The organism is Pseudonocardia yunnanensis, from assembly GCF_039534065.1.
Taxonomy (GTDB): Bacteria; Actinomycetota; Actinomycetes; order Mycobacteriales; family Pseudonocardiaceae; genus Pseudonocardia; species Pseudonocardia yunnanensis.
This window is the reverse complement of sequence record NZ_BAAAUS010000020.1, coordinates 81,825-108,318: the sequence shown is the minus strand read 5'-3', so window position 1 is coordinate 108,318 and position 26,494 is coordinate 81,825. Positions and strand designations below refer to the sequence as shown.

Genomic DNA, 26,494 nt, shown 5'->3' with positions numbered 1-26,494 from the left:
GAAGTATCGTGCGCATTGGGCTAGTGGCCCCACCATGGATCCCCATTCCGCCGCCGGCCTATGGCGGTATCGAGCGGGTGGTCGCTGTACAAGCGGCGGGGCTGGCCGCGGCCGGTCACGACGTGACGCTGTGCGCTGCCCCCGGTTCGGCGATCGAAGGTGTCCGCGTGATCGAACCGCTCGACGATCTCCCTGTGCAGATCGGGATGGCCACCGACGAGTGGCGCCACGTTCTCGGCGCGCTGGACGCGCTCACCGGCGTCGACGTGGTGATCGACCACTCCGGGCCGCTGGGGGCGTTGCTCTCCGCGCAGGGTTCGGTCCCTTCGATGCATGTGGTGCACGGCTCGCTCGAGGGAGAGCTGCTCGGCATCTACGACGGGCTTGCGGCCCGTGCGCCGCATCTGCGACTCGCTGCCATCAGCCGCTCCCAGCGGCTGGCAGCGCCGCACCTGCCCTTCGCCGGCGTGTGTCACAACGCGATCGACGTCGATGCGGTGCCGTTCGGGGCCGCCCCGGAGCCGTACCTGGCCTTCCTCGGCCGGATGGCCCCCGAGAAGGGTGTCGCCGAGGCGATCGTGCTGGCGCGCGACGCCGGTCGACCGCTACTGATCGCCGCCAAGTGCCGTGAACCGGCGGAACAGGCGTATTTCGATCGCGAGGTTGCACCGCATCTCGGAAAGGACGTGGTGTTCCTCGGCGAGCTCGGCCGGGAGGCGACCTACGAGTTCCTCTCCCGGGCATCTGCGTTGCTGTTCCCGATCTCGTGGCGTGAACCGTTCGGCATGGTGCTCGTCGAGGCCATGGCATGTGGCGCGCCGGTGCTCGCGACCGACCGCGGCGCCGTCCGCGAAATCGTGCGTGACGGGGTGACCGGCTTCGTCCGCAGGACCGCCGCGGAACTCGGCCCGCTGATCGACCGGCTCGACGAGATCGACCGGACGGCCTGTCGCCGTCACGTCGCGGCGCATTTCTCCAGCGCCGCGCTGGTTCGCGGCTACGCCCCGATGCTGGAGGCCATGATCCCCTCGCTCCCCGCCGGACTGACCGCTGCTGGTGTAGCTCCGATGGTCTTTCGGCCGGCCGCCGTTCCTTCCGGCCCTGCCCACGTCCGCAAGGGCGCGATCCCGGCCGGACTCACTCCGGCGCAGGCTCCGAAATGACCACGGACCCCGCAGCAGAACAGGACGAAGGGCCGCCGCAGGGCGTGCTCGCCGGGCCCGGGACCATTACCGCAATCGCCGGGCTGACCTTCGCGATCTCCGATGAGCGCGGCGACATCGGCCCCGGTCCGTTCGGTCTGATCAGCGACGACACCCGTCACCTTTCCCTGCTGCAGGTGTCGGTGGATTCGGAACCGTTGCGTCATCTGGGGTCCGGGCTCATGAGCCCCGCGGTGGCCCGGTTCCGTAGCTACGCAACGCTGCGCGACCGTCTGCCGGACGCGCCCGTGGAGTGCGAGCGGCTGCGCCGGGTCTCGGCAGGGGGGATGGTGGAGACGCTCACGCTGCGGTGCTGGACGCTCGAACCCGTGCGGCTGCGGCTGTCGATCCGGATGGGCTCCGACTTCGCCGACATCTTCGAGGTGCGCCGGCTCGCCGGCGATCCCGGTGTGCCCTCGCGCGGCGTCGCGGTGCAGCGATCGCCGGGCGACCTGAGCTTCGAAGCTGTCGGGACAACGCGCTCGACGTCGGTGTTCCTGGAACCGGTACCCGATCTCGTGAGCGGGGGCGACGCGGAGTGGGACGTGGTCCTGCACCGGGATCGGCCGTGGGTGCTGCGGGTCGCGGTGCAGGCATGGCGCGGTGCGGGCAATGAGGACCGCGCCACGCTGCCGCCTCGCGCCGGCGTCGCAGCGCGACCGGACCCAGTGGTCCACAGCCGACCAGAACAACTGGCCAGGGGGTGCCGACAGTCGATCGTCGATCTCGACGCCCTGAGCATCCCCGACGACCAGGACAGCTCGCGACGGCTGCTCGCCGCCGGGATTCCCTGGTTCGTCGCGTTGTTCGGCCGCGACATACTGATCTCCAGCTACCAAGCCCGTGCCTTCCGGCCGGAACTGATGCTCGACGCCGTGACAGCGCTGGCCGACCGGCAGGGGCGCGTCGACGACCCGGGCAACGAGGAGCAACCGGGCAAGATCCTGCACGAGGTGCGCTTCGGTGACCGGCCGTGGCTGGGGGAAGGCACGACCGGCGGAGCGAAGCCGTACTTCGGCAGCGTCGACTCCACCCCCCTGTTCCTGATCGTTCTGGGGCAGGCGATGCGCTGGGGTGCTCCGCGGGAAGCGCTCGAAAAGCTGCTGCCGGCCGCCCGGGCAGCACTCGGCTGGCTTCGCGGCCCTGGGGACCCTGACGGCGACGGGCTGGTCGAGTACAGCCCCGCCGGCCCACGATCGTTGGCCAACCAGGGCTGGAAGGACTCGGAGAACGGCGTGCAGTTCGCCGACGGCCGGCTGGCCCGGCCCCCGATCGCGCTCGTCGAGGTACAGGGCTACGCCTACCGGGCCCGGCTGGAACTCGCCGCGGTGCTGGCCCGCCTCGGCCACCCCGCCGAGGCCGCGGACCTGACGGCTGAGGCAGCCGACCTGCGTGAGCTGATCCGGCGGCGGTACTGGCGGCCGGGGTCCGACGGTGCGCCGGGCTCGTTCGCGTTCGCCCTGGACGGCGACAAGCGGCACGTCGACGCGATCAGCTCGAACATGGCTCACCTGCTGTGGTGCGGGGTGCCGTCGCAGGAGGAGGCCGAGCAGGTCGCTGCGCACCTGGTGAGCCCGGCGATGGCCGGCGGATGGGGTCTGCGCACGCTCTCCGACGAGATGGCGGGCTTCAACCCGATCTCCTACCACGTCGGCTCGGTCTGGCCGCACGACACGGTGATCGCCTGCGAGGGTTTGCGCCGGTACGGGCTCGACGAGCCTGCAATGCAGCTCGCCGGCGACCTGCTCGACGCGCTGGCGGTCTTCGACGACCGGCTACCCGAGCTGTTCGGGGGCCACCGTCGTGAGCCCGGTGACTTCCCGGTGCCCTACCCGACGGCGTGCCGGCCGCAAGCCTGGGCCGCCGGCGTGCCGCTGGCGATCGTCGCGCTGTGCCTCGGCCTGGACCCCGATGTGCCGGCGGGGACCGTGTCGCTCAACCCCGTGCTCCCTCGAGGGATGACCCGCCTCGAGACCCTCGGCATCCGGCTCGGCGGTGGCGAGCTCTCCGTCGTCCATGACGGCGAGGGCACGAGGGTGATCAGCACCCCCGTCGGGCTGCACGTCGGGATCGTCGCGCGCTGAACGCTCCGGTCGGTCGGCCTGATCGGGTGGAGCGGGTGGCCAGGGGCTGCCGCCCCTACCCTGTCAGAGTGGGTGCGGAGCCCGGCGGCATCGCCGGTGTCGGGCCGGCACACAGCCCACCCGACCACCCCGGCCCGGCCCGACCGCCTGCCCACGAAGCACGGAGTTCCTGTGAAGTTCGGCGTTGGCTGCATGCTCACCGACGAGTCGATCAGCCCGACAGCGCTGGCGACAGCGCTGGAGGAGCGCTCGTTCGACTCGATGTTCGTCGGCGACCACTCCCACATCCCGACCAGCCGCGAATCACCGTTCCCGTGGCGGAGACCTGCCCCGGGAGTTCTACCGGGAGTTGGACGCATTCGCCGCGTTGTCCGCGGCCGCGGTGGTCACGTCGTCGCTGACCATCGGCACCGGCGTCGTGCTGCCTGCACAGCGGGACGTCTTCTACACCGCCAAGCAGGTCGCGACGGTGGACCACCTGTGCGGCGGGCGGTTCGTGTTCGGTGTCGGGACGGGCTGGATCACCGAGCAGATGCGCAACCACGGCGTCGACCCTCGTACCCGCGGTGCCCGGCTCGACGAGCACCTGCGTGCGCTCGAGGCGATCTGGACCCAGGACGAGGCCGAGTTCCACGGCACCTACCTCGACTTCGACCCGATCTTCTCCTGGCCCAAGCCTGTGCAGGCGCACGTGCCCGTCTACGTGGGTGGTGAGAGCACCCCCGCGGTGCGCAGGGCCGCAGCGATTGGTGACGCGTGGATGCCGAACTCCGTCCTGGACCCGTCCCAGGTCGAGGCACAGTTCGCGCTACGCGATCGGTACGCGGCGGGCACCCCCCTCGTGGCGTACGCGGTCTCCCCCGACAACCTGCCGGTGATCGAGGAGTACGTGCGGCAGGGAGCGGACCAGATCGTGCTGCATCTGCCGACCCTGCCCGCGGACCACGCACTCACAGCACTCGATGCCATCGTCGCGACCACGCAGCAGTACCGGTAGATCGCCGCCACGGCGGTCGGCACCCGAAGTCAGCCGCGCAACTGCTTGCGTGAGCTGATGTTGAGCTTCCCGAAGATCTTCGTCAGATGCCACTCGACGGTGCGCGGGCTGAGGAAGAGCCGGGCGGCGATCTGGGAGTTCGTGAGGTCCTCGCAGACGAGACGGGCGATCTGGGTTTCCTGGGTGGTGAGTTGAGCGGTGGTGTCGAACGCGCGTCCCGGGACGGGTTCGCCGATGGCCCGCAGCTCACGCGCGGCGCGTTCGGCGAACGCCTCGGCGCCCATCGCCGTGAACGCCTCGTAGGCAGTGCTCAACTGCTCGCGCGCATCCACACGGCGATGGTCACGACGCAGCCATTCGCCGTAGAGCAGGTGGGCGCGCGCGAGCTCTCCGCGGATGCGGGTGCGGCCGAGCCGCTCGATCGCCTCGCGGTAGTGACGCTCGGCGGAGTCATGCTCGGTCACCAACGCTCGCGAGCGAGCCTCGATCCCGAGAGCCCACTCGGTGCCACAGGAACGGGTGGTCTCCGTGAGCCGTCGGAGAGCATCGGAAGCACGCACGGGAGCCCCGGCGCGGTCGGCTGCCTCGACGAGCTCGATCAGCACCCCCCACGCCGACATGCCCTCCTCCGAGAGATGCTCTTCGGCGTGCGAGGCCGCAGCCATGGCGGCCTCATAGCGGCCCTGACCGTTGTAGATCACCATCTTCGCCCACACGCCGACGGTCAGACCCGCAGTCTCGTCGCCCGGGTGCGCGTCGCCCATGGCCACGATGCGCTGATGAACGGCGGCCTCATGGCCCTGCCAGGCAGCGAGCAACAGGGCACCGTCGAGATGACACCCGGTCACCGCCGTGACCGCCTCGGCCTCGTCGAGCAGTGACGAGGCCGCAGCGAACTCACCTGCGAACGTGTGCACGGCGATGCACATGGACAAGGCCAGCGGGAGCGCGGTGAGCGCGCCGGCCTCCCGGGCGAGCCGAACGTGGCGGGTGGCGAGCACATCCCAGGTCTCGTGATCCCACAGGTCCCGCGCCGTGCGGCAGGCGAACCAGAACCAGCGCAGCCCCACCTCGTCAGACAGATCGGGGCTCCGGAAGGCGGCCAACGCGCGTTCGACGATCGGCATCGCCGCGCCGTGCCCGTCGGTGAACCGCACCGCCAGGCCTTCGAGGAAAAGATCCGCGGCGTGCTCGGGTGGCGAAGGCCGGGGCATGGAGCGGGCCGCCTCGGCCACCTCTCGAACGCCCCCGCCACCGGCGAACATCGCTGCGGACAGCGCCTCCAGGCAGGTTCCGCGGGCCAACCGCAGATCGAGTGGCTCGAGCTGCTCGGCGGCCGTGAGCAGCAGCGCGGGCGCGCCAGGCCCGCGGCGGTTCACGGCAAAAGCGATCTGGGCGCGGAGCAGGCTCGCGCGGGCGGACGCAAGCTCGTCCAGCGGGCCCGCCTCGGCGAGTGAGATCAGTCCCAGAGCCGCGTCCGGCAGAGCAGCATGGTGCTTGTCGTGCGCCGCGGCCAGCGCGCGTTCCGCCCGGCGTGCCGGCTCGAGGGTCAGCTCGGCGGCTCGTTCCAGGAACGCAGCGGCCGCGGCCGGGCCGCCGCGCGCTCGTGCCCGGTCCGCCGAGCGCACGAGCTCGGCCGCGACGTCCTCGTCAGGCCGCGGCGCCGCCTGGGCCCGGTGCCAGGCGCGGCGATCGGGATCAGTCTCGGCGTCGGTGACGTCCGCCAGCACCCGGTGCGCGGTTCGTCGCTCCTCGGGCGCGGCTGCCCGATACACCGCGGAGCGCACGAGCGGATGGCGGAACCGCACCTGGGCGCCGATCTCGAGCAACCCGACGGCGGCTGCCGGGCTCGCCGACTCGGCCCCGATCCCGAGACGCTCGGCTGCGCGCCACACCAGCACCGGATCGCCGAGCGGTTCCGCCGCGGCCATCAGCAACAGCTTCCGTGTCGCGGCCGGGAGCAGCGCAACTCGCTGCAGGTAGCTCTCCTCGATACGTCCCGGAAGAGCCCGCGCCGCCCCCATCCCGGACTCGCCCACCAACTCGGCAGGCGTCGACCCATGAGGCAGCTCCAGCAGCGCCAGCGGGTTGCCTCGGGTCTCGGCGACGATCCGGTCGACGACCTGCTCGTCCATCGGCCCACGCAACGCGGAGCGCAGCAGCGCCCGCGCGTCCTCGTCCGGCAACCCGGCCAGGTCCAGACCCGGCAGATCCGTCAGTTCCGTCAGTTCCGCCGGCTCGGTCAGGTCGGGGATCTCGCCCGGCGTCCTTGCCGCGAGGACCATCCCCACCGACTCGGCCCCCAGCCGGCGCGCGACGAAGGCCAACGTCTGAGCGGATGCGCGATCGAGCCATTGCGCGTCATCGACCACGCACACCAGCGGCTGTTCCCGGGCGACCTCGGCGAACAAGCCCAGTACCGCGAGGCCGACCAGAAGACGATCCGGAGCAGGTCCGTCACGGAGGCCGAGCGCCGTGCGCAGAGCGTCGCACTGATGGCCCGGGAGAGATTCCGCCCGACCCAACATCGGCGCACACAACTGGTGCAGACCCGCGAAAGCCAGCTCCATTTCCGACTGGATACCCGCGGCCCGCACCACTCGCCCCGGTGTTCGTCCGACCAGGTACTCCAGCAGCGCCGTCTTTCCCACGCCCGACTCGCCCCGCACCACCAGTGCCCGGCTCTCACCTGCTCCGACCGCTCCGAGCAGCCGATCAAGAATCTCGCACTCACTGCGCCGACCGCGTAACACCTGGCTACACCGCCACCAGCACAAATCCTCGTGAAGTCACCCAGAAAGTATCCGTACGCCACCTGGTCGAAACCGGGCCCTGTGGTAGCACTCACCACTTGTCCGGGGGGTGCGAGAAATCTTCGGGCAGACAACTCGAACAATCCGGTCGTACTCGCCGGAAAGACCTTCGATCCTGGGTGAGCAAAAAGACGCCCCGGGATCAGAAGGTATGTCGATCCGGGGGGTGCCACGGGGGTCCCGGGGGTCCCGCCTGCCGCAATGCACCAGATCATGGTTATGCGACACGTGGCAGCTTTCGTTTCGAAGAAATGTGAGAAGATGTCTCATCATTTGGATTCTCCGATCGCCCGCGCCGACGTCCGGCTGGACATCACGGACGTCTACCTGTTCCGCGGTGAGCGGGGCACGGTGTTCGTCATGAATGTCGGCCACTCCCTGGCCGGACAGGATGTACGGGGGTTCCATCCGGAGGCGATGTACGAGTTCAAGATCGACGGCGACGCGGACGCCGTCGAGGACCTGACCTATCGCGTCACGTTCGTCGACGGCGATGCGGCAGGGCACCAGCGCATGCAGTTGCGGCGCATCTCCGGTGTGGAGGCCGTCGACCCGCTCGCGCCCGGGGTCGTACTGGCCGAGGGCAGCACGGAGTCCACCGCGGAGGGCGAGGACGGTTCACGGCTGTGGGCGGGTAAGGCGGGCGACCCGTTCTTCGTCGATCCGGACGTGCTGCACGCGGTCGGGGAGGCGTTCCAGCACGGCAGAAGGATCAATCTGTACGGCTGGGACCCGAAGCACGCGAAGAACCTTTTCGCAGGACAAACCGTGTACTCGCTGGTGCTGGAGGTGCCGGACGCGGTGCTGCTGCCGGTCGCGGCGCGCGAGCGGCGAATCGGGGTGTGGGGACTGACCACACTGGCCACCGACTCCGGCGGCTGGAGGCCGATCAACAGGGCGGGCCTGCCGATGATCCACCCGCTGTTCGCCCAGCTCAACGAGGACCTCGGCAACCGGCTCAACCTCGGGCGGCCGGCCGAGGACCAGCAGACCTTCGGCACGACGATCACCGACATGGTTGCGCGGGTGGTGGCCGCGAACGGCACGGCTGCGGATCCGCGCGCCTACGCCGAGATGGTCGCTTCGAGGATCCTGCCCAACCTGTTGCCGTACACGATCGGCACGCCGGCCGCGTTCGGTTTCGCCGGGTGGAACGGCCGCTCGCTGACCGACAACGCGCCGGACGTGATGTTCTCCTTCGCCGCCAACTCGGCAGTCACGATGGGCATCGGGAAAGAGTCGGTCACCTCCAAGCCCTCCGGCACCTGGCCCTACGTGTCGGCGGCGTCCTGAAACACAGCCCGGTCTCCGGGACTACATCGAGGGGAAGCAGCATGAGGAATGGCAGGCGGGCGTTCATCGGGTCGTTCACCTCGTCGGGGGGTCGCGGCATCATCGTCGCCGAGGTCGACGATGCGACCGGTGCGTTGCAGGAGCGCGGCGTCACCGACGTCGTGGCGAACCCGTCCTTCCTCACACTCTCACCCGACGGCACGGTGCTCTACGCGGTCTCCGAGAACGACGAGGGCGCTGCCGCAGCCTTCAGCACGAACGGCGCAGGCACCGGCGCAGACGACGAGGAGCCCTGGACGCTGCGGCTGCTGGGCGAGGTTCCGGTCGGCGCCGCAGTCCCGACTCATCTGACTCTCGCCGCCGGATATCTCCTCACCGCCAACTACGGCTCCGGCAGCGTGACCGTGCTGCCCCTGGGAGCCGACGGCGCCTTGCGACCTGCAAGCGGCATCCGGCAGCACGAGGGAAGCGGCCCGAACGCCGATCGGCAAGGCGGCCCACACGCCCACCAGGTCGTCACCGATCCCACCGATCGCTGGGTCCTCAGCGTCGACCTCGGCACCGACTCCGTGTGGATCAGCACGCTCGACGCCACCTCCGGGACGCTCTCGCCGCACCGCGAAACGCCGCTGCGGCCCGGCTCGGGGCCCCGTCACCTCGCCTTCCACCCCGACGGCGATCACGTGTACGTGATGAACGAACTCGACCCCACCATCACCGTCTGCCGCTGGGACCGTCTGACCGGCACCCTCGACCCGATGCGGGAGATCCGCGTCCTGCCCGACAGCGTGTCGGTGCAGAGCTACGCCTCCGAGGTCGTCCCGTCGGCCGACGGCAGGTTCGTCTGGACCGCCAACCGCGGGCACGACAGCATCTCCGTGCTCGCTCTCGACCCCACCTACGAGAGACCGCAGTTGATCACCACCGTGGAGTACGGCGGGCGCTGGCCTCGCCATCTCACACTGGGGCCCACGGGCCGGCACCTCTACGTCTCCGATGAGCACTCGGGCGACGTGACCTGGTTCGACATCGACCCGGACACCGGTGTCCCCACCGTTTCCGGGTCGCTCGCGGCTCCCGCCGCATCCTGCGTGATCTTCGGCTGATCCAGGTCGCGCAGCCAGGGCAGGCGAAGCGCGTGCGGGTGGCGTCGTGGACCACCCATCTCCGCTCGGGGAGCATGCGCAGCATGGCGTGTGGGCTGGGCTTCGGGACCCGAGCCTCGCGCGACGCTCCTGAACCCAGCTCCCCCACGGAAGGAACCCCATGCGGATCACCGGCGCCGACGTCGTCGTCACCAGCCCGGGACGCAACTTCGTCACGCTCGAGATCACCACCGACGACGGCCTGACCGGCTACGGCGACGCAACGCTGAACGGTCGCGAGCTCGCGGTGGCGAGCTACCTCTCCGACCATGTCAGCCCACTGCTGATCGGGCGTGACGCCCACCGGATCGAGGACACCTGGCAGTACCTGTACCGCGGCGCGTACTGGCGGCGCGGCCCCGTGACCATGGCGGCGATCGCCGCGGTGGACGTGGCGCTGTGGGACCTGAAAGCGCAGGTGGCGGGGCTTCCGCTCTACCAGTTGCTCGGAGGAGCGAGCCGAAGCGGAATTCGCGCCTACGGGCACGCGAGCGGGCGCGACCTGCCGGAACTGCTCGACTCGATCCGGGAACGCCAGGAGCAGGGGTTCCGATCCATCCGGGTGCAGTCCGGCGTGCCGGGGCTGGAGACGATCTATGGCATCTCCGCTGCCCCCGAGCCGGCCGGTGGCCCCGAGCACGGGCGTCACCCGCAGCCGTCGGAGGAGATCTGGGACACGCAGGCCTACCTGCGCCACCTGCCGACGGTGTTCGAGGAGGTGCGTAACGAGTTCGGCCCCGAACTGCCGCTGTTGCACGACGTGCACCACCGGCTCACTCCGATCCAGGCGGCGAAGCTGGGCAAGGCGCTCGAGCCGTACGACCTGTTCTGGCTGGAGGACTGCACGCCCGCGGAGAACCAGGACGGCCTGCGGCTGGTCCGTCAGCACACCACCACCCCACTGGCGATCGGCGAGGTCTTCAACTCGGCGGTCGACTACCAGACGCTCATCCGCGAGCAGCTGATCGACTACGTGCGCTCGGCGGTCACGCACGCAGGCGGCATCACTGCCATGCGCAAGCTGTTCGACCTCGCTGCGCAGTACCAGATCAAGTCCGGCATCCACGGCCCCACCGACATCTCCCCGGTGGGGATGGCCGCCGGGCTGCACCTCGACCTGGCGATCCACAACTTCGGCATCCAGGAGTTCATGCCGCACAGCGCGGAGACCTACGAGGTGTTCCGGCACTCCTACACGTTCAGCGACGGCTACCTGCATCCCGGCGAGACGCCCGGCCTGGGCGTCACCCTGGACCGCGCGGCCGCGGCACGGTTCGAGTACCGCCCCGCGTATCTGCCGGTCAACCGGCTGCGGGACGGCACCATCCACGACTGGTAACAGCCGAGAACCGCCCCCGCGAAGCGTGCAGACGCCACCGCCGGGCGCAGACGGGTCCTACCATGCTGTGGTCGGCGACACGTTCTCTCCGCGCTGCCTGGGCTCTGCCCGTGCCGAGCACGCCTCCCGGCTCGTCCGGACGCTGGCCGTCGCAGCCCGCTGGCCCGTCGCCGACGGCGGGCACCCGGCGCCACCGCCACCCGCCTGACGGGAAGGGCGACCTTGACGTGCACAAATCGTCATCCACGAAGCCCGGCGCCACCCGACGACGGCTACCTGTGCTGTGGGCAGGGCTCTCCCCGCGGCGGCGGCTCGTCGGGGCGCTGACCGGGCTGGTCGTTCTTCCACTGCTGACACTGGTTCTGGCCCAGCTTCGCGGCGTCGTGGACCTGCCCGGCCAGACGCTGCTCTACCTGCTCGCCGTCGTGGTCGTGGCGCTGGTCGGTGGGGTGCTCCCGGCGCTGGCCGCCGCGATCGCTGCCGCCTTGCTGCTGGATCACTACTTCATCCCCCCGCTCGACGACTTCTCCATCGCCGAACCCGACGATGTGGTGACCCTGGTTGCGTTCGTCCTCGTCGCGGGCGCGGTCAGCTCGGTCGTCAGCCTCGCCGAACGCCGCCGTGAGGCCAAGATCCTCGCGACCGCGAACGCCGAGAGCAGCGAGGAGTTCCGCCGGCTCGCCGCCGAGCAGGCTGCGTTGCGCCGCGTCGCCACACTCGTCGCCCGCGGGACGCCACCGGCCGAGGTACTCGCGGCCGTCGCACACGAGGTCAGCGACATCCTCGGTGCCGACGGCACCAACATCCTCCACCTCGATCCGGACGGCGGGACGACCGTCGTGGCCCGCGTCGGCGCCTACCCCGCCGAGTTCCCGATCGGCAGCCGCTGGAGGCCGGAGCCGCCGCTGGCCTTGGCCGCCGTGTTGCGCACCGGCCGCCCGGCTCGTATCGACGACTTGAGCCAACCTTCCGACCCGTACGGTGACGCCGTCCGCCGGCTGGGACTCCGGTCGGGAGTCTCGGTGCCGATCGTCGTCCAGGGGGATCTCTGGGGCGCGATCGCCGTCGGGACGCGGCACGAACGTTTTCCTGCCGACACCGAAGAGCGCATGGCAGGCTTCACCGAGCTCATCGGCACCGCGATCGCCAACGCCGAGGGCCGCCACCAGCTCGAGAAGAGCAGCGACGAACTCCGCCGGCTCGCACAGGAGCAAGCCGCACTGCGCCGCGTCGCCACACTCGTCGCCCGCGGGACGCCTCCGTCCGAGGTACTGGCGGCGGTCGCACACGAGATCGGGCTCGTCCTCGGCGCCGAGGCCACGACCATCGCCCGCCTCGATCCCGACGGCGAGATGACCATTCTCGCCGTCGTCGGCGCTCACTCCGAGGGGCTGGCGGTCGGAAGCCGCTGGAAGCCCGAGCCGCCGCTGGCTCTGGCAGTCGCCTTGCGCACCGGCCGCGCGGCTCGCTGCGACGACTACAGCGAAGCCTCCGGAGCGTTCGCGGACGCCACCGTCCGCCGGTTGGGGATCCGGTCATCAGTCGCGACCCCGATCGTCGTCGAGGGGCGTCTCTGGGGCGCGACCGTCGCCGGGACGCGGCGCGAGCACCTCCCCGCCGACACCGAAAAGCGAATGGCCGGCTTCACCGAGCTCATCGGCACCGCGATCGCCAACGCCGAGGGCCGCCACCAGCTCGAGGAGAGCAGCGACGAACTCCGCCGGCTCGCACAGGAGCAGGCCGCGCTGCGCCGGGTCGCCACGCTCGTCGCCCGCGGAATGCCACCGGCCCAGGTGTTCTCGGCCGTCGCGCACGAAGTCGGCAGCGTCTTCGACGCCGACGGAACGGTCATCCTTCGCCTCGATCCCGACGGCGCGACGACTCTCGTCGCCAGCGTCGGCGCACACCGCACCGCGCTCCCGGCGGGGAGCCGCTGGAAGCCTGAGCCGCCCGTGGCCGTGGCGATCGCCATGCGCACGCGCCGCCCCGCCCGATGCGACGACTACAGCCGGGCTCCCGGCGAGTACGCCGACGCCGTCCGCCGGCTGGGGCTCCACTCGTCCGTCGCGGCGCCGATCGTCGTCGAGGGGAAGCTGTGGGGCGCGATCGGCGCCGGGACACGGGGGGAGCCCTTCCCGCCCGACACCGAAGAGCGGCTGGCCGGGTTCACCGAGCTCGTCGGCACGGCGATCGCCAACGCCGACAGCCGCGCCCAGCTCACCGCCTCCCGGGCCCGGATCGTCGCGGCCGCCGACGATGCCCGGCGCCGGATCGAGCGCGACCTGCACGACAGCACCCAGCAGCGCCTGGTCGCACTCGGCCTCGCGCTGCGCCTGGCCCGGGACACCGTGCCCCCGGAGCTGCTCGAGCTCCAGAGGGAGATCGGCCGGGTCGCCGACGAGCTCGACGGAGCGCTGAACGAGCTGCACGAGATCGCGCGCGGCATCCACCCGGCGGTCCTGTCCGAGGGCGGGCTCGGCCCGGCCCTGCGTGGTCTCGCCCGCCGCGCGGCGCTCCCGGTGGAACTCGACATCCGGACCACGATCCGCGCGGCGGACCCGATCGAGGTCGCGGCCTACTACGTCGTGTCCGAGGCGCTCACCAACACCACCAAACATGCCCGCGCCTCGTGCGCGCAGGTCACGGTCGAGAAGCGCGACTCGATCCTGCACTTGTCGATCCGTGACGACGGAGAGGGCGGCGCCGACCCCGCGGGAGGCTCCGGGCTGATCGGGCTCCGCGACCGGGTGCAGGCCCTGGGAGGGTTGATCGAGGTCGACAGCCGCCCGGGTGAAGGGACGGCGATCGTCGTCGAACTTCCGCTACAGGCCAACTGACCGACGACTGCTCTGGGATGCCTGCAGCATCCCCTGGTCAGCCGAATCGAGGGTCGGGCTAGCCGGTATCCCGGATTCCAGCTAGCAGGGGCGAAGCGCTGCAGTGCCGCGGGAAGGCTGACATTCGGTCCGAGCGCCGTCACATCGCGCTCCTCGCTGTTCGATCACCGCCCTGCGAGGAGATCCGGACCTCAGGCACGACCTTCACAGCGCGGTGGTTCCGGGGGGCCCTGTCATCTCTGGGGCACTGATGCGCCTGCGACAGCGACGGCTACCGCACGCCCGGTTCACGACGAACTGAACGCCGACCTTGCCGCTTCATGAAGAGAACGGATTGTCCGATGTCCCATCACCTTGACACACCTCTGGCGAGCCAGACCGGCCAGCTCTTCATCGACGACCTGTACGTCTTCGCCGGCGCCGACAGCACTGTGTTCGTGATGGACGTCAACTCGACCATCACCGGCGCCCACGCCGAACCGGCCTTCCACCCGGAGGGACGCTACGAGTTCAAGGTGCACGTAGACGGAGCCGATTTCGAAGACCTGACCTACCGGCTGTCCTTCGGCGAAGCAGACTCCGAAGGACGACAGCCACTGCAGCTGCACACCCTCACGGGCCGTGACGCACGCGATGACTCGGCAACCGGCGAACTCGTACTCGAAGGCAGGACCGGCGAGACCGCCACCGCACCTGACACCCGGCTCTGGGCCGGTCGCATCGCCGACTGCTTCTACATCGACCTCTCGCTGCTCGGCATCATCAACTCCGCGGTGAACAACGGCACCGCCGTGGACCTGTCGGGATGGCGCCCGGAGAACGCGCAGAACAGCTTCGCCGACACGACCGTCGAATCCATCGTGCTCGAAGTCGCCCACCAGCACCCACAGCTGCGGCCCGGTACGCGCATCGGCGTCTGGTGCGCCACCAAACTCGCCACCGACGCCGGCGGCTGGCGGCAGATCAACCGCGCCGGACACCCCATGATGTGGCCGATCTTCTGGCCGACCGACACGGAGTTCACCCACCCCTCCAACACCCGCCACCCCTCCGAGGACTTCGACGCCGACGGCGCCTACACCGCAGACCTCATCGCGAAAACCGTGGCGGCCACGGGCACCTGCGACGACCCCCTGGGCTACGGCCGGACGGTGGCCCGCAAGCTGTTCCCCGATGTCCTGCCCTACACCGTCGGAACGCCCGCGACCTACAGCTTCGCCACCTTCAACGGCCGGACACCGGCCGACAACGCCCCCGAAGCAATGCTTTCCCTGGTCGTGAACACAGCCGTGCCCTCAGGATTGAAACCGACCGCGACGAAGCACCTGCGGGACAAGAACTTCCCCTACGTCGTGCCGATGTGACCGCCTCAGGAGCGGTGCTGATGGGGCACTCCCCCAGGATTGCCCGAGGTATGGCTCCCGGACGGCTCGCGTTCCAGCACAGGGCGAGACAACGACACGGCCACACCCCCGGCAACGGCGATGACGAGCACCGTGAAGCCGCACAGAACCAGCAGATCCGGCTGGAAGAGCGGCTGGCCCCGTTCCGCCTGCCACGTGACCAGAGCCAGCATTGCTGCATAGCCGGCTGCTGCAACGGCGACCAACCGCGCACGCATAGCGCTCGGCCGAAGCCGCGGAACGCGCCGTGCAAGCAGGGTCAGCAGGACGAACACGATCGGTAGCACCTGGAGCGCGTGCATCCCGAGGAAATGGGGGATGCGGAGGTCTCCGCCGGTCATGCTCCAACCGGTGAGCGGCATGGCCGGCCCGCCGTCGGCGACACCGACGCTGTGCGCACCGATCATTCCCTGGAACGTGCCGTTGCCCATGGATTCCAGCTGTGGCTGGGTCGGGGTGACCATCAGGGCGCCCAGGCTGATACCGACCAGGGAGATCACCACTCCCGACTGCAAGGCCCAGCGAGTGGCCACATCGGCGATCGGCGCTCGGAGTACGAGGATCGTGAGGATCAGCGCTCCCGTCCAGAGCACACCGATCGAGATGCCCATGGCGGTGTAGATGATCGCGTCCGTCGGGGTGGAGAAGTTGAAATGGCTGGGCCGTGCGCGAATGGCCTGCACGAGGATCAGGACGTACTCCACGTACATGACCGCGACGAGCACGTTCGTGGTTCGGTTCGCGAGCACCCGGTGCTGCTGCAGGAGCGAGAAGAGCCAGGCCCATGTCGCGGCGTAGATCGCGTTGGACAGGGCGAACTTCAATGGCTTGAGCCAGACGGGCGCTCCGAGCAGCACCCGGTCGTCCACGACCAGCCCGACGGCGGACACGACCGCCAAGAGCGCCATGACGACGGCGACCGAGAGCATCGGCCGATGCCAGCCGACCGGCATCCGTCCCCGCCCGTACGAAAGGACCACCGCAAGCCTCCCAGGCGAGCGTAGAGCGCGTTTATCGATAGCGTGAAGTTACACTCTCCATTATCCGGGGCCCTCGGGTGGGCTGATCGGCGACCGGCGACCGCGCGCGACACCACGGCGCGGTCCCCGCACGGTGGCGAGCGACGACAACTACGTTGCCGATCAGTCAGTGCTCCGCCCCGAGGAGGAACCCGCATGCGCATGGCCGAACTGAGCGAGGAGTCCGGCGTGCCCGTGGCGACCATCCGGTACTACCTGCGCGAAGGCCTAGTCCCGGCTGGGGAACACACCAGCCCGAACCAGGCTCGCTACAACGCCGGCCACGTCCGGCGGCTCAAGCTGGTGCGCGCCCTCCTCGAGGTGGGCGGCCTGTCCATCACCGAGGTGCGCCGCGTGGTCCAGGCGATCGCCTCCGAGGCGCCCACTCTCGACATCCTCGACGTCGCCCACACCAGCTTGATCACCTCCAAGGCCGAGGGCAGCGAGGAGGACCGCGCGTGGGCCCTGTCCGTGCTCGAGCAGACCGCAGAACGTGTCGGGTGGGTCCTCGTCCCCGATGACAAGTCGACGCAAGCACTCATCGGGCTCTTGTGCACGTTCCGCACCATCGGGCACGACGCGATGCTGGGCGACCTGGAGCGCTACGCCCGGCTCGCCGCACAGATGGCTGAACTGGATCTCGCCGCCCTCAGAACACCCACCACCCCTGAGTCCATCGTGGAACGCGCGATCGTCGGAACGGTGCTGGGCGACGCGCTCTTCAGCGCCTTACGCCGGCTCGCCCAGCAGAACGAGGCGAAGCGGCTCTACGGAGCGGAGTAGCCGGCCCAGGCCGGCGAGGCGGAGTGGACCGCTCACACCATCTGAGGAGTGAAGTGCGGGTTGCTCGGCACTCGCAGGCCGAGTTCCTCCCGCAGCGTCGCCCCCGAGTAGTCGTCGTGGAAGATCCCGCGCCGCTGCAACTCGGGCACGAGCAGGTCGACGACCCGTTCGAGCCCGAGCGGCAGGGTCGGAACGCTCAGCATGAACCCGTCGCACGCCCCGGAGCGGAACCAGTCCTCCAACTCGTCGGCCACCTCGGCCTCGGTGCCGGTGAACGGCGGGGTGTCGTCGGCGGCGAGCAGCCGCTGGTAGGTCTGGCGGATCGTGAGGTTCTCCCGTGACGCCATCTCCCACACGCTCTGCCGGCGGCTCGTGATCCCGTTGACCTCGGCGGACAGGTCGGGCAGCGGGCCGTCGAGCGGATATGGGGCCAGGTCTTCCTTGACCATGCTCGACAGGTACTGAACGCCGAGCGCAGGCGACACGAGAGCGTTCAGCTCGCGGTACAGGGCGAGCGCTTCGGCGCGGGACTGTGCGACGTTGACGCGGACGCCCGGGATGATCTTCAGCTCGTGCGGCTCGCGGCCGTACTTGGCCATCCTGCCCTTGATGTCGCGGACGACCTCGATGCTCTCCTCCTTGGTCTGTGCCACGGAGAACAGGCAGTCGGCGTGCTGCGCGGCAAGCTCTCGTCCCGACTCGGACTGGCCCGCCATGAACAGCACCGGGTAGCCCTGCGGGCTGCGCGCGAGGTTCAGCGGCCCACGCACGGTGAAGCTCTCGCCGTGGTGATCGAGTGTGTGCACCCGGCCGGAGTCGAGGAACTGACCGGTCGTCTTGTCCTGCGGGAAGGCGTCGGCGGCCCAGCTGTCCCACAGCCCCTTGCAGACCTCGACGAACTCCCGCGCGCGCTTGTAGCGGTCGGTCTTCTCGGGGAAGGCGCCGCCGAAGTTCACGGCGTCGCCCGGGTAGGAGGTGGTCACGACGTTCCAGATCGCACGGCCGCCGCTGAGGTGGTCGAGCGAGGAGAACTTGCGGGCGAGCAGGTAGGGCTGCTCGTAGGTGGTCGTCGCCGTGGCGAACAGCCCGATGTGTTCGGTGTGCTGCGAGATCGCGGCCATGAGGGTGGTCGGCTCGAACGACGCCGGGCGGTCCGACGGGGCGGAGGCTTCGAACAGTGCCGTCTTGTCCATCTGACGTACGGCGTTGCCGTCGGCGAGGAACAGCGCCTGGAGCTTGCCGCGCTCCGCGGTCCGGGCGAGGTCGATCATGGCGTCGAGGTTCATGACGATGTCGGGGTACGCGGTCGGGTGCCGCCATCCGGCGAGGTGCCCTCCCACGGGGTACACGCCGGTGACCAGGATCATCCGGTTGTCCATGCCTGTCCTCTCGGGTCGAGCCGGCGACCGTTGCCGGGTGGGAAACGGGGTTGCGTGAGGTCGGACACCCCATGGTCTCTCGCGGCATGCCGCCGGAGTACGTGGTGCGGTAGAGACCACGGCGCAGCCAGGCCGAGTGGCTCGCGCGGGGTTCTTGGCCACTATTCGGACATTCGCACCGATCGTGCTTTCGCAGCATCCAACGAAAAACTATGGGCGCCACACATAGTGGCAACGCTGACCTGAGCGTGGTTGCGACGATAAGGCCGGCGAGCCAGTCTGGAAGACGAGTTCGGTGCCTGCAGACGCCAAGACCCAACACGTACAAGGACAGTTGGGATACGAGAATTGGCCGGAGGTATGCATTTCGACCAGTGCAACATCGAGGAATATGAGCCAATTCACTGTTCCCACTAATTTCTCGAGGCCTGACGGTGCATAGCCGGAGGAGGATCGTGACAACAGTCAGAACTCGGCAGCCAGGGCACCAGGCCGAGGCCACCGGCGCTGATGTTGTGATTGTCGGTGCGGGTTCAGCCGGTGGGGCGCTCGCCGCGCGGTTGTCACAGGACCCCTCGCGATCGGTGCTGCTGCTCGACGCCGGCACCGATTTCGGCCCCGTCGGTGAGAGCCAGCCCCCAGCTGTGGCCGATGCCTTCGACAGCTCGGCGAGAGCGACCTATGGCTGGGAGTACGCGGGAACGGCGCCCGCTCTGGGCCGGTCGGTGCCGGTGCACGCCGGACGGATCGTCGGTGGCAGTTCGGCGATCAACAGCGTCATGGCGCTGCGCGGGCACCGCGACGTCTATGACGGATGGGCGGCCGCGGGCTGCTCCGGATGGTCGTTCGACGACGTGCTCCCGGCCTTCCGCCGCCTCGAGCACGACCAGGACTTCCACGACAACTCCCACGGCACCCGCGGTCCCGTCCCGATCCGCCGCTATCCAGAGCTGTCCGAGCCTCAGCAAGCGTTCCTCGAAGCGTGCGAAGCGACCGGACACGCGCCGGTGCTCGACCACAACGCGCCTGGCGCGGTCGGCGCGGGCAGGCTTCCGGTCAACGAACTCGACGGACTGCGGAAGTCAACCGCACTGACCTATCTTGCCCAGGCTCGAGAACGCCCGAACCTCACCATCCGCGGCGAGAGCGCCGTCGATCGAATCCTGCTCAACGGCGGCGACGCCACCGGGGTGATCCTCGCCGACGGCACACAGATCACCGCCGACACCGTCGTTCTGGCCGCCGGGGCCGTGGGTACCCCGGCGATCTTGCTTCGCTCCGGTGTCGGGCCCGCCGATGACCTCTCCGTCCTGTCGATCCCGGTCGAAGCGCACCTGCCCGACGTCGGCGCGAACCTGCAGGACCATCCCCTGCTGCGCGTAGGGTTCGTCGCCCGCGACCAGCCCCGACTCCCACCACGCCAGACGCTGCTCACCACGCACACGCAGCCCGGAATCAGCCCACCCGACCTGCAGGTATTCCCCAGCGGACCCATCGCGGGCAACGGCGCGCCCAAGCTGGCCCTGCTCGTAGCGCTACTCACGCCCAACTCACGCGGCACCGTGCACCTGAGCGGCCCGGAGCCCGACATGCCGCTCCGGATCGAGCCCGGCTATCTCTCCCACCCCGACGATCTGCCCCGGCTGGTCGCCGGAGTACGGCTGGCGCGGACGCTCGCCACGTCTGCTCCGCTGGCGAAGCACCTCGTCGACGAAGACTGGTCCGGCGCCGGCCTCACCGACGAGAACGATCTCGGCGGTGCGGTGCGCGCGAACCTCGTGCCGTACCACCACTACGTCGGCACCTGCCGGATGGGACCAGCACACGACCCCGACGCCGTGGTCGACGCCACCGGCAAGGTGCATGGCACCAGCAGCCTGTGGATCATCGACGCGTCGATCATGCCGACCATCCCCACCGCCAACACCAACCTGGCCACCCTCATGATCGCCGAACACCTCGCCCGGACCATCTAGGTGCGTTGTGCCCTCGCCGTCACCACGTCGGGGTGGGAGGCGAGGAGTAGCCCGCGGCTCGTCACCGCGGGGGGTTCTCAGCGCGTATCCGGTCGCATGTTTTCTCCACCTCGGTCCATGCCTGCCGTACGGCGGGATCGGCGGACATCCATCGCTCCGCCGCCGAGGCCGCAGCACTGTCGCCACTCGCGGCGAGAACGTGCAGCTCGACGAGCTCGTCCAGCCAGTCCCGATCCGGCACTTCGTGAGCGTGTGCAGCACCCATGGTCACAACGGTTGCGCAACCGCAAAAAAGAGGAAAGTTGGAACGCCCCGAATGTGAGCGATGTCTCCCTCGCCCACTACGGGTCTGTGCTAATTCCCACCGCCCGGGAGCAGTGCTCTCCAGCTCACCGGCGACTACGTCGAACGACGCACCGGCGGGGCCTCGGCTCCCGCCGCTGGCGGGTGAGGTTCTACGGGCTCGGCGACAGCGGGGCGTCGGGGTCGGCGAGCCGGCTCACGTCGACCTGCGCACCGGATCGGATCAGCTCTCGGATCGGCTCCGTCACGTCCCATATGTTGACGTTCATCGCGGCCGTGAGACGTCCGTCCTTCAGCCAGAACGCGATGAACTCACGGGCTGTCGTGTCGCCTCGGATCACGAGCTCATCCTGGCCGTCGGGATCGGTGTACCCGGTGTACTCCATTCCGAGGTCGTACTGGTCGGTGAAGAAGTACGGCAGCCGGTCGTACGAAGCCGTTTCGCCCAGCATCGTCTTGGCAGCGACTGCCGGCTGGTGCAGCGCGTTGGCCCAGTGCTCGACGCGGATCTGCCTGCACAACAGCAGGTGGTATGCGTTTGCGACGTCGCCCGCGGCGAGGATGTCCTCGTCGGAACTGACAAGGTGGCTGTCGACGAGGATGCCGTCGTCGACGTTCAGACCGCAGGATCGTGCCAGTTCGACGTTCGGGGTGACCCCGATGCCGACCACGACGACGTCGGCCGCGATTTCGGTGCCGTCGGCGAGCAACACGGAACCGGCACTCGACGGGTTCTCGGCACTCGGCTGGATGGCGCTGACGCTGACGCTGAAGCGCAGGTCGACGCCGTGGTCACGGTGCAGGTCGGCGAACACCGTGGCCATCTCCCGTCCCAGGACGCGCAGCAGCGGCAGTTCGGCGTGCTCGAGCACAGTGACGTCGGCGCCTGCTGTGCGGGCAGCGGCCGCGGTTTCCAGGCCGATCCATCCCGCTCCGACGATCACGACGCCGGCGTCGGGGCGAAACGCAGCCTTGAGGCGGTCGCTGTCACCGAAGTCGCGCAGGTAGTGCACGCCGTCGAGGTCGGCGCCAGGTACCGGGAGGCGGCGTGGTGTGGCGCCGGTGGTCAGGAGCAGCTTGTCGTAGGCCAGCCGGCTCCCGTCGCCGATGACCAGTTCGTGGGCGCGGCGGTCGATCTCGGTGACGGTGGTGTCGACACGGAGCTCGACCCGATGCTCGGGGTACCACTCCGCCGGGTGCACGTAGGCGCTGTCGCGGTCGGCGTTGCCCTGGAGATAGCCCTTGGACAGAGGTGGCCGCTCGTAGGGCCGGTGCGACTCGGCCCCGAGCAGGACGATGCGTCCGTCGAACCCTTCGACGCGCAGCGCTTCGGCAGCCTTCGCTCCAGCGAGTCCGGCGCCGACGATGGCGAACGTTCGTGGATCAGTCATCGGATCGTCCTCATCTCCGCCGCTGCATTTCGCGGCCGCGACCGTCGGCTCAAGGGTCTCCGTGAGCGCGGCCCAGGACGTCTGGAGGGTGGCCAGGCCGTCGTGCGCGAGCTTCTCCACCACGTCGTCGTGGTCGATGCCGACGTCCACGAGCGTAGCCATGACCGCGCCGGCGTCGTCGTAACCGCTCCGTGCCGTGTCGCCGTGCAACGGCCCATCGGATCAGGTGTCACAGCTGCCGACGCGAGGTGATGTTCAGCTTGCTGAAGATCCTGCTGAGATGCCATTCGACGGTACGCGGGCTGATGATCAGCCGGACGCTGATCTCGTTGTTCGTGAGGCCTTCTCGGACCAGGCGTGCGATCTGCGCCTCCTGGATCGTGAGCTCGGTGTGGGACTCGATGGGGCGTTGGCGGGCGGTTCCGCCGGCAGCCTGAAGCTCACGGGTGGCGCGCTGGGCGAACGCCTCCATCCCCATCGCCGCGAACATCTCATGGGCGGTGAGCAGTTGCTCGCGGGCATCGAGGCGGCGGCGCTCACGGCGGAGCCATTCGCCGTAGAGCAGGTGGGCACGGGCGAGTTCGCCCCGGATGCGAGTGCGGCCGAACCGGTCGATCGCCTCCAGGTAAGCGGTCTCGGCTGCGTGCCCGGTGCTCAGCAGGGCACAGGAACGGGCCTCGATGCCCAGCGCCCAGTCGGTGCCACTCGCACGGGTCATCTGCGAGAGCAGCGTGAAGGCGTCAGCCGCCGCTTCCGTTTCACCGCTGCGGGTGGCTGCTTCGATGAGCTCGACGAGGGCCTCCCAGGCGGCGGCACCTTCAGCCGTCTGTTCGCGGGCCTGCCGGGCCGCGGTCAGCGCGTCCTCGTAGCGACCGAGGCCGTTGCAGAGCAACGCCTGCGCCCAGCCGACAATGGTCAGCGAGAATCCTTCGCCACGCGTCAGTGCCTTCGCCGTGATGTCGTCGATCAGCTGAGCTGTCTCGGCTTCGCGGCCCTGCCAGGCGACGCGCATCAGAGCGCTGTGGGACGTGTGGCGGCTTCCGGTCGCTTCGGTGAGCGTCTCCTGTTCCTCGGCCAGCGCCGCAGCCTCGGGAAGTTGACCGGCGTACGTGTGCGCGAGGCTGCGTGCGGCGAGGGCCAGGTGCAGCGTGGTGAGTGCGCCGGCCTCGGCCAGTCGAAGCAACCGGCTGGAGAGCAGGTACCAGGTCTCGTGGTCCCACAGGTCCATCGCGGTCATGCAGACGAGGTGGAACCGGCGTAGTCCTTCCTCGCCGGAGATGTGGGCGTCGCAGAAGGCGCGCAGCGCCCGCGTCGTCATCGGTGCCGCAGCGGCATATCCGTCGGTGTATCGCACGGCCAGTGCGTCGAGGAGCAGGTCGGCTGCTCGTGGGGGGTGCGGCGCCGGGGGCGCGCCGGCCGCAGCGTGGGCCACCTCGCGCACGCTGTCGCCATGGCCCAACGCACCGGCGAACCTGGCGGCCAGCAGGGCGTCGAGGTAGGTCTCACGAGCCAGCCGTACGTCGAGCGGCTCGAGCCGGCGGGCGGCCTGGAGCAGCAACGGAGGTGCCTCGCGGCCGCGATGCCGAGCGAAGACGATCTGCCCGCGTAGGTGTTGCACGTGGGTGCGGGCGAGTTCATCCAGCGGACCGGCTTCGGCGATCGAGAGCAGGTTCAAGGCCGTGTCGGATGGTCCGGCCTGGTGTGTGGCCTTCGCCGCGGCCAGCGCGCGTTCGGCCCGACGTTGCGGGTCGGGAGTCAGCTCGACGGCCCGCGCCAGGAATGCGGCTGTGGCAGCCAGTCCGCCACGGGCGCGTGCACGTCCGGCCGATTGTTCGAGGTCGGCGGCGACGTCCTCGTCGGGCCCCGGTGCTGACTGCGCCTTGTGCCACGCCCGGCGGTCGGGCTCCGCCTCGGGGTCGGTGGCGTCCGCCAGAGCGCGGTGTACATGCTGTCGCTCTTGCGGGGTGGCGGCGTCGTAGATCGCCGCGCGCACCAGCGGATGCCGGAACCGCACCTGCGCCGCGATCTCCACGAGCCCGGCCGCCGGCATCGCCGCCGCAACCGTGATGCCGCGACCCTGGGCCGCTCGCCACACCAGAACCGGATCCCCCACCGGCTCAGCCGCTGCGACCAGCAGCAGCCTTCTCGTGTCGGCTGGCAACGGAGTCAGCTGCCGCCGGAAGCTGTCCTCGATCTGCTGGGGAAGCGCGGTCGCGCGCGGTGACCCGAACCCGCCGGCCAGTTCGGCGGGGGTCATCCCGCGAGGTAACTCGAGCAAGGCCAGCGGGTTGCCCCTGGTCTCGGCGACGATCCGGTCGAGAATCCGTTCGTCCACGACCCCGGGCACTGCGGAGTTCAGCAATGCCCGCGCCTCGTCGTCGGAGAGACCGGCGAGGACCAGTTGCGGTAGTCCGGACCACTCCTCGGCCGCCTCGGTTGTGCGGGCCGCGATGAGCAGAGCGACGGATTCGGCTCGCAGCCTGCGCGCGGCGAAGGCCAGCGCCTGCGCGGATGCGTGATCGAGCCAGTGCGCGTCGTCGATCACGCAGATCAGCGGCCGCTCGGCTGCGACCTCGGCCAGCAGACCGAGCACGGCCAGCCCGACGAGGAACCGGTCCGGCGCCGGTCCGGCGCTCAACCCGAACGCGGTGACCAGGGCGTCGCGCTGAGGTGCGGGCAGCCGCGGCAGGCTCGCCAGCATCGGCACGCACAACTGGTGGAGACCGGCGAAGGGCAGTTCCATCTCCGACTGCACTCCTGCAGCCCGCGCCACTCGACACCCCGGGGCACGCTCGACCAGGTACTCCAGCAAGGACGTCTTGCCCACGCCGGCCTCGCCGCAGACCACCAGCGCACGGCTCTCCCCCGCTCGAACCGCCTTGAGCAGCCGCTCGAGTGCCTCACACTCAGCGTGGCGGCCCCGCAACACCAGACGCCGCTTCACCTCAGGACGTCCTCACACCCGCTTTGATGCGCCCGAGAAGCAACACGCCGGGCCATTTCGACTCGAAACAGCACGTTCACGATACTTCGCACTGCCGACGGCGATTCGCATCCGGGCCGACCGCCCTCTAGGACGTTCGACGACGACACCGCTCCGACCAAGTCACATCCGATCCCGCCAACAATACCCCTGGCGATTTTCGGGCTCGTCCCACAGAGACCGGTTGGGCAAACCGGCCAAAACGTCGCCGCCTACATCCGATTGCCCGCAGGGTCGATCCGGTACTGCACGTTGGGCTCCGCCTTGATGATCATCACCAGGCACTCGTCGATCGAGGTCTCCACGTGCTCCTCGCCGTCGGGGACGAAGTAGAAGTCACCCGCGCCGACCTTGCGCTCCTCACCGCCACTTTCCCACTTCATGGTTCCTTCGACGAGGTAGACAGCGACCCACGACTCGTGCTTGTGCAAGCTGAGATCGTAGTTCGCCGGCATCTTCACGAAGGAGAACGAGATTTCGTCGTCATGCCACAAGGTGCACCGATCAATGGCGTGCCCCACCAAATCCTCATGGATCCACTGACGCTCGTCGACGGACGTGAACTTGGACATTATTCTCCCTAGGATGTGGCAATCGCCGCATACGGCGGTCGACGACTATCGCCCTTCCAGCCAGGCCACCGTCACAGCGTCGCTATTGCGCAGCCCGGGCGTCTCCCGCCGACCCTCATCATCCCGCGCCACGTGCCCAGGTGGACCTGTGGTGACCCCTGGAATCACCCCGGGTCCCGTCAGGCGGACCGAGATCGTGGGAAGTGAGCGTCTTCGACGGTCCTCCGCGGCAGCAGCGACCGGACAGCCGCCCGGGGCGCCATCCCCGGCTAGCCCTCGATGAACGTGACCGTCTCGTCGAGCGGCGCCCGGCCCGTACGAGGGTGATGCACCGTGACGTCTTCGAACCCGATCGACATGCCGCAGAACAGGATGAGCTCGTCCGGGGGCGACAGGATCTCTGCGACGGTCTTGTGAAACTTCGCCCACGCCATCTGTGGGCAACTGTGCAGCCCTTCGGCGCGGAGCAGGAGCATGACGGTCTGTAGGAACATGCCGACGTCGGACCATTGGGGCCGGCACATGTCGCGGTCGATGTAGCAGAACAGGGCGGCGGGCGCCCCGAAAGCGTCCCAGTTCGCGGAAGCGGCCCGCTGGCGCGCCTCCACGTCCTCACGCGGAATCCCGAGTGCGCCGTACCGCTGCTCGCCGAAGGCCTCTCGGCGCCGGCGGTAGGGAGACTTCAGCGCGGGCGGGTACTGCTCGTACTCCGGCTCGTCCCAGGGGTCGCCTGCGGCTATGCGCTCGCCGGCCCGCTTCTTGACCTCGGCCAGCGGCCCTCCGGTCAGTACGTAGGCATGCCATGGCTGGAGGTTCGAGCCGGACGGCGCCCAGGCCGCGGCGGACAGGACGCGCTGCAGCACCTCCGCGGGGACAGGCCGGTCGGTGAATCCGCGCACCGCCCGCCGGCTCGTTACCGCCTCATAGACATCCACGATCGCCTGCCCCATCTGCTCAAGGTGTCATCAGATGGAC

General features: G+C 69.5%; 18 protein-coding genes and 1 pseudogene. 11 read left to right on the top strand and 8 right to left on the bottom strand.

The features are described 5' to 3' along the window. The first annotated feature begins 8 nt into the window (after positions 1 to 8). From ABD743_RS19275 to ABD743_RS19265, 3 genes and pseudogenes are all read left to right on the top strand, one after another. Positions 9 to 1,163 carry a glycosyltransferase gene (locus ABD743_RS19275; protein WP_344723498.1) on the top strand — a complete coding sequence of 385 codons (1,155 nt, stop codon included), beginning with the start codon at positions 9 to 11 and terminating at the stop codon, positions 1,161 to 1,163. Further along, positions 1,160 to 3,286, top strand: a complete 2,127-nt coding sequence (locus tag ABD743_RS19270) for an amylo-alpha-1,6-glucosidase (protein WP_344723497.1) — start codon at positions 1,160 to 1,162, stop codon at positions 3,284 to 3,286. The genes ABD743_RS19275 and ABD743_RS19270 overlap by 4 nt, the downstream gene beginning before the upstream one ends. Positions 3,287 to 3,457: 171 nt before the next feature. After that, positions 3,458 to 4,283, top strand: a pseudogene (locus ABD743_RS19265) (LLM class F420-dependent oxidoreductase). A 29-nt stretch (positions 4,284 to 4,312) separates the two neighbouring features. Here ABD743_RS19265 and ABD743_RS19260 read toward each other — a convergent pair. After that, the gene (locus ABD743_RS19260) at positions 4,313 to 7,036 is read right to left on the bottom strand and encodes an ATP-binding protein (protein WP_344723496.1); all 2,724 of its coding nucleotides are present in this window, start codon (positions 7,034 to 7,036) and stop codon (positions 4,313 to 4,315) included. A gap of 321 nt (positions 7,037 to 7,357) precedes the next feature. Here ABD743_RS19260 and ABD743_RS19255 point away from each other — a divergent pair, with 321 nt between their 5' ends. The 6 genes from ABD743_RS19255 to ABD743_RS19230 all read left to right on the top strand — a co-directional run bounded on the left by ABD743_RS19255 (position 7,358) and on the right by ABD743_RS19230 (position 15,074). Then, the gene (locus ABD743_RS19255) at positions 7,358 to 8,389 is read left to right on the top strand and encodes a DUF4331 family protein (protein WP_344723495.1); all 1,032 of its coding nucleotides are present in this window, start codon (positions 7,358 to 7,360) and stop codon (positions 8,387 to 8,389) included. A gap of 41 nt (positions 8,390 to 8,430) precedes the next feature. Continuing rightward, positions 8,431 to 9,495: a lactonase family protein gene (locus ABD743_RS19250; RefSeq protein ID WP_344723494.1), complete on the top strand. Its 1,065-nt coding sequence runs from the start codon at positions 8,431 to 8,433 to the stop codon at positions 9,493 to 9,495. A 160-nt stretch (positions 9,496 to 9,655) separates the two neighbouring features. Continuing rightward, positions 9,656 to 10,873 (top strand): D-mannonate dehydratase ManD, encoded by a 1,218-nt coding sequence (gene manD, locus ABD743_RS19245; protein WP_344723493.1) that lies wholly within the window; start codon positions 9,656 to 9,658, stop codon positions 10,871 to 10,873. Positions 10,874 to 10,940: 67 nt separating this feature from the next. Next, the gene (locus ABD743_RS19240) at positions 10,941 to 11,081 is read left to right on the top strand and encodes a hypothetical protein (protein ID WP_344723492.1); all 141 of its coding nucleotides are present in this window, start codon (positions 10,941 to 10,943) and stop codon (positions 11,079 to 11,081) included. A 19-nt stretch (positions 11,082 to 11,100) separates the two neighbouring features. Next, positions 11,101 to 13,710 carry a GAF domain-containing sensor histidine kinase gene (locus ABD743_RS19235; RefSeq protein WP_344723491.1) on the top strand — a complete coding sequence of 870 codons (2,610 nt, stop codon included), beginning with the start codon at positions 11,101 to 11,103 and terminating at the stop codon, positions 13,708 to 13,710. Positions 13,711 to 14,051: 341 nt separating this feature from the next. Further along, positions 14,052 to 15,074 (top strand): DUF4331 family protein, encoded by a 1,023-nt coding sequence (locus ABD743_RS19230; protein WP_344723490.1) that lies wholly within the window; start codon positions 14,052 to 14,054, stop codon positions 15,072 to 15,074. A 5-nt stretch (positions 15,075 to 15,079) separates the two neighbouring features. Here the strand turns inward: ABD743_RS19230 and ABD743_RS19225 are convergent, their stop codons facing one another. Further along, on the bottom strand, positions 15,080 to 16,042 hold the full coding sequence (locus ABD743_RS19225) for a hypothetical protein (RefSeq protein WP_344723489.1): 963 nt from the start codon (positions 16,040 to 16,042) through the stop codon (positions 15,080 to 15,082). A 246-nt stretch (positions 16,043 to 16,288) separates the two neighbouring features. Between ABD743_RS19225 and ABD743_RS19220 the strand changes: the two genes are divergently transcribed. Next, positions 16,289 to 16,915: a MerR family transcriptional regulator gene (locus tag ABD743_RS19220; protein WP_344723488.1), complete on the top strand. Its 627-nt coding sequence runs from the start codon at positions 16,289 to 16,291 to the stop codon at positions 16,913 to 16,915. 32 nt (positions 16,916 to 16,947) lie between these two features. Here ABD743_RS19220 and ABD743_RS19215 read toward each other — a convergent pair whose 3' ends face one another. Then, positions 16,948 to 18,294: an LLM class flavin-dependent oxidoreductase gene (locus ABD743_RS19215; protein ID WP_344723487.1), complete on the bottom strand. Its 1,347-nt coding sequence runs from the start codon at positions 18,292 to 18,294 to the stop codon at positions 16,948 to 16,950. A 455-nt stretch (positions 18,295 to 18,749) separates the two neighbouring features. On the opposite strand from ABD743_RS19215, the gene ABD743_RS19210 reads away from it, so the two are divergent. Beyond that, complete coding sequence (locus ABD743_RS19210) at positions 18,750 to 20,270, top strand: GMC family oxidoreductase (RefSeq protein WP_344723486.1); 1,521 nt, start codon at positions 18,750 to 18,752, stop codon at positions 20,268 to 20,270. Positions 20,271 to 20,331: 61 nt separating this feature from the next. Here the strand turns inward: ABD743_RS19210 and ABD743_RS19205 are convergent, their stop codons facing one another. From ABD743_RS19205 to ABD743_RS19185, 5 genes are all read right to left on the bottom strand, one after another. Beyond that, a complete protein-coding gene (locus ABD743_RS19205; RefSeq protein WP_344723485.1) occupies positions 20,332 to 20,511 on the bottom strand; it encodes a hypothetical protein in 180 nt (59 codons plus the stop codon). A 214-nt stretch (positions 20,512 to 20,725) separates the two neighbouring features. Next, complete coding sequence (locus ABD743_RS19200) at positions 20,726 to 21,964, bottom strand: NAD(P)/FAD-dependent oxidoreductase (RefSeq protein ID WP_425566948.1); 1,239 nt, start codon at positions 21,962 to 21,964, stop codon at positions 20,726 to 20,728. Between the two features lie 229 nt (positions 21,965 to 22,193). Next, positions 22,194 to 24,908, bottom strand: a complete 2,715-nt coding sequence (locus tag ABD743_RS19195) for a helix-turn-helix transcriptional regulator (RefSeq protein ID WP_344723483.1) — start codon at positions 24,906 to 24,908, stop codon at positions 22,194 to 22,196. 251 nt (positions 24,909 to 25,159) lie between these two features. Beyond that, on the bottom strand, positions 25,160 to 25,519 hold the full coding sequence (locus ABD743_RS19190) for a cupin domain-containing protein (protein WP_379659138.1): 360 nt from the start codon (positions 25,517 to 25,519) through the stop codon (positions 25,160 to 25,162). Between the two features lie 269 nt (positions 25,520 to 25,788). After that, positions 25,789 to 26,454 carry a nitroreductase gene (locus tag ABD743_RS19185; RefSeq protein ID WP_344723595.1) on the bottom strand — a complete coding sequence of 222 codons (666 nt, stop codon included), beginning with the start codon at positions 26,452 to 26,454 and terminating at the stop codon, positions 25,789 to 25,791. Positions 26,455 to 26,494: the final 40 nt, after the last annotated feature.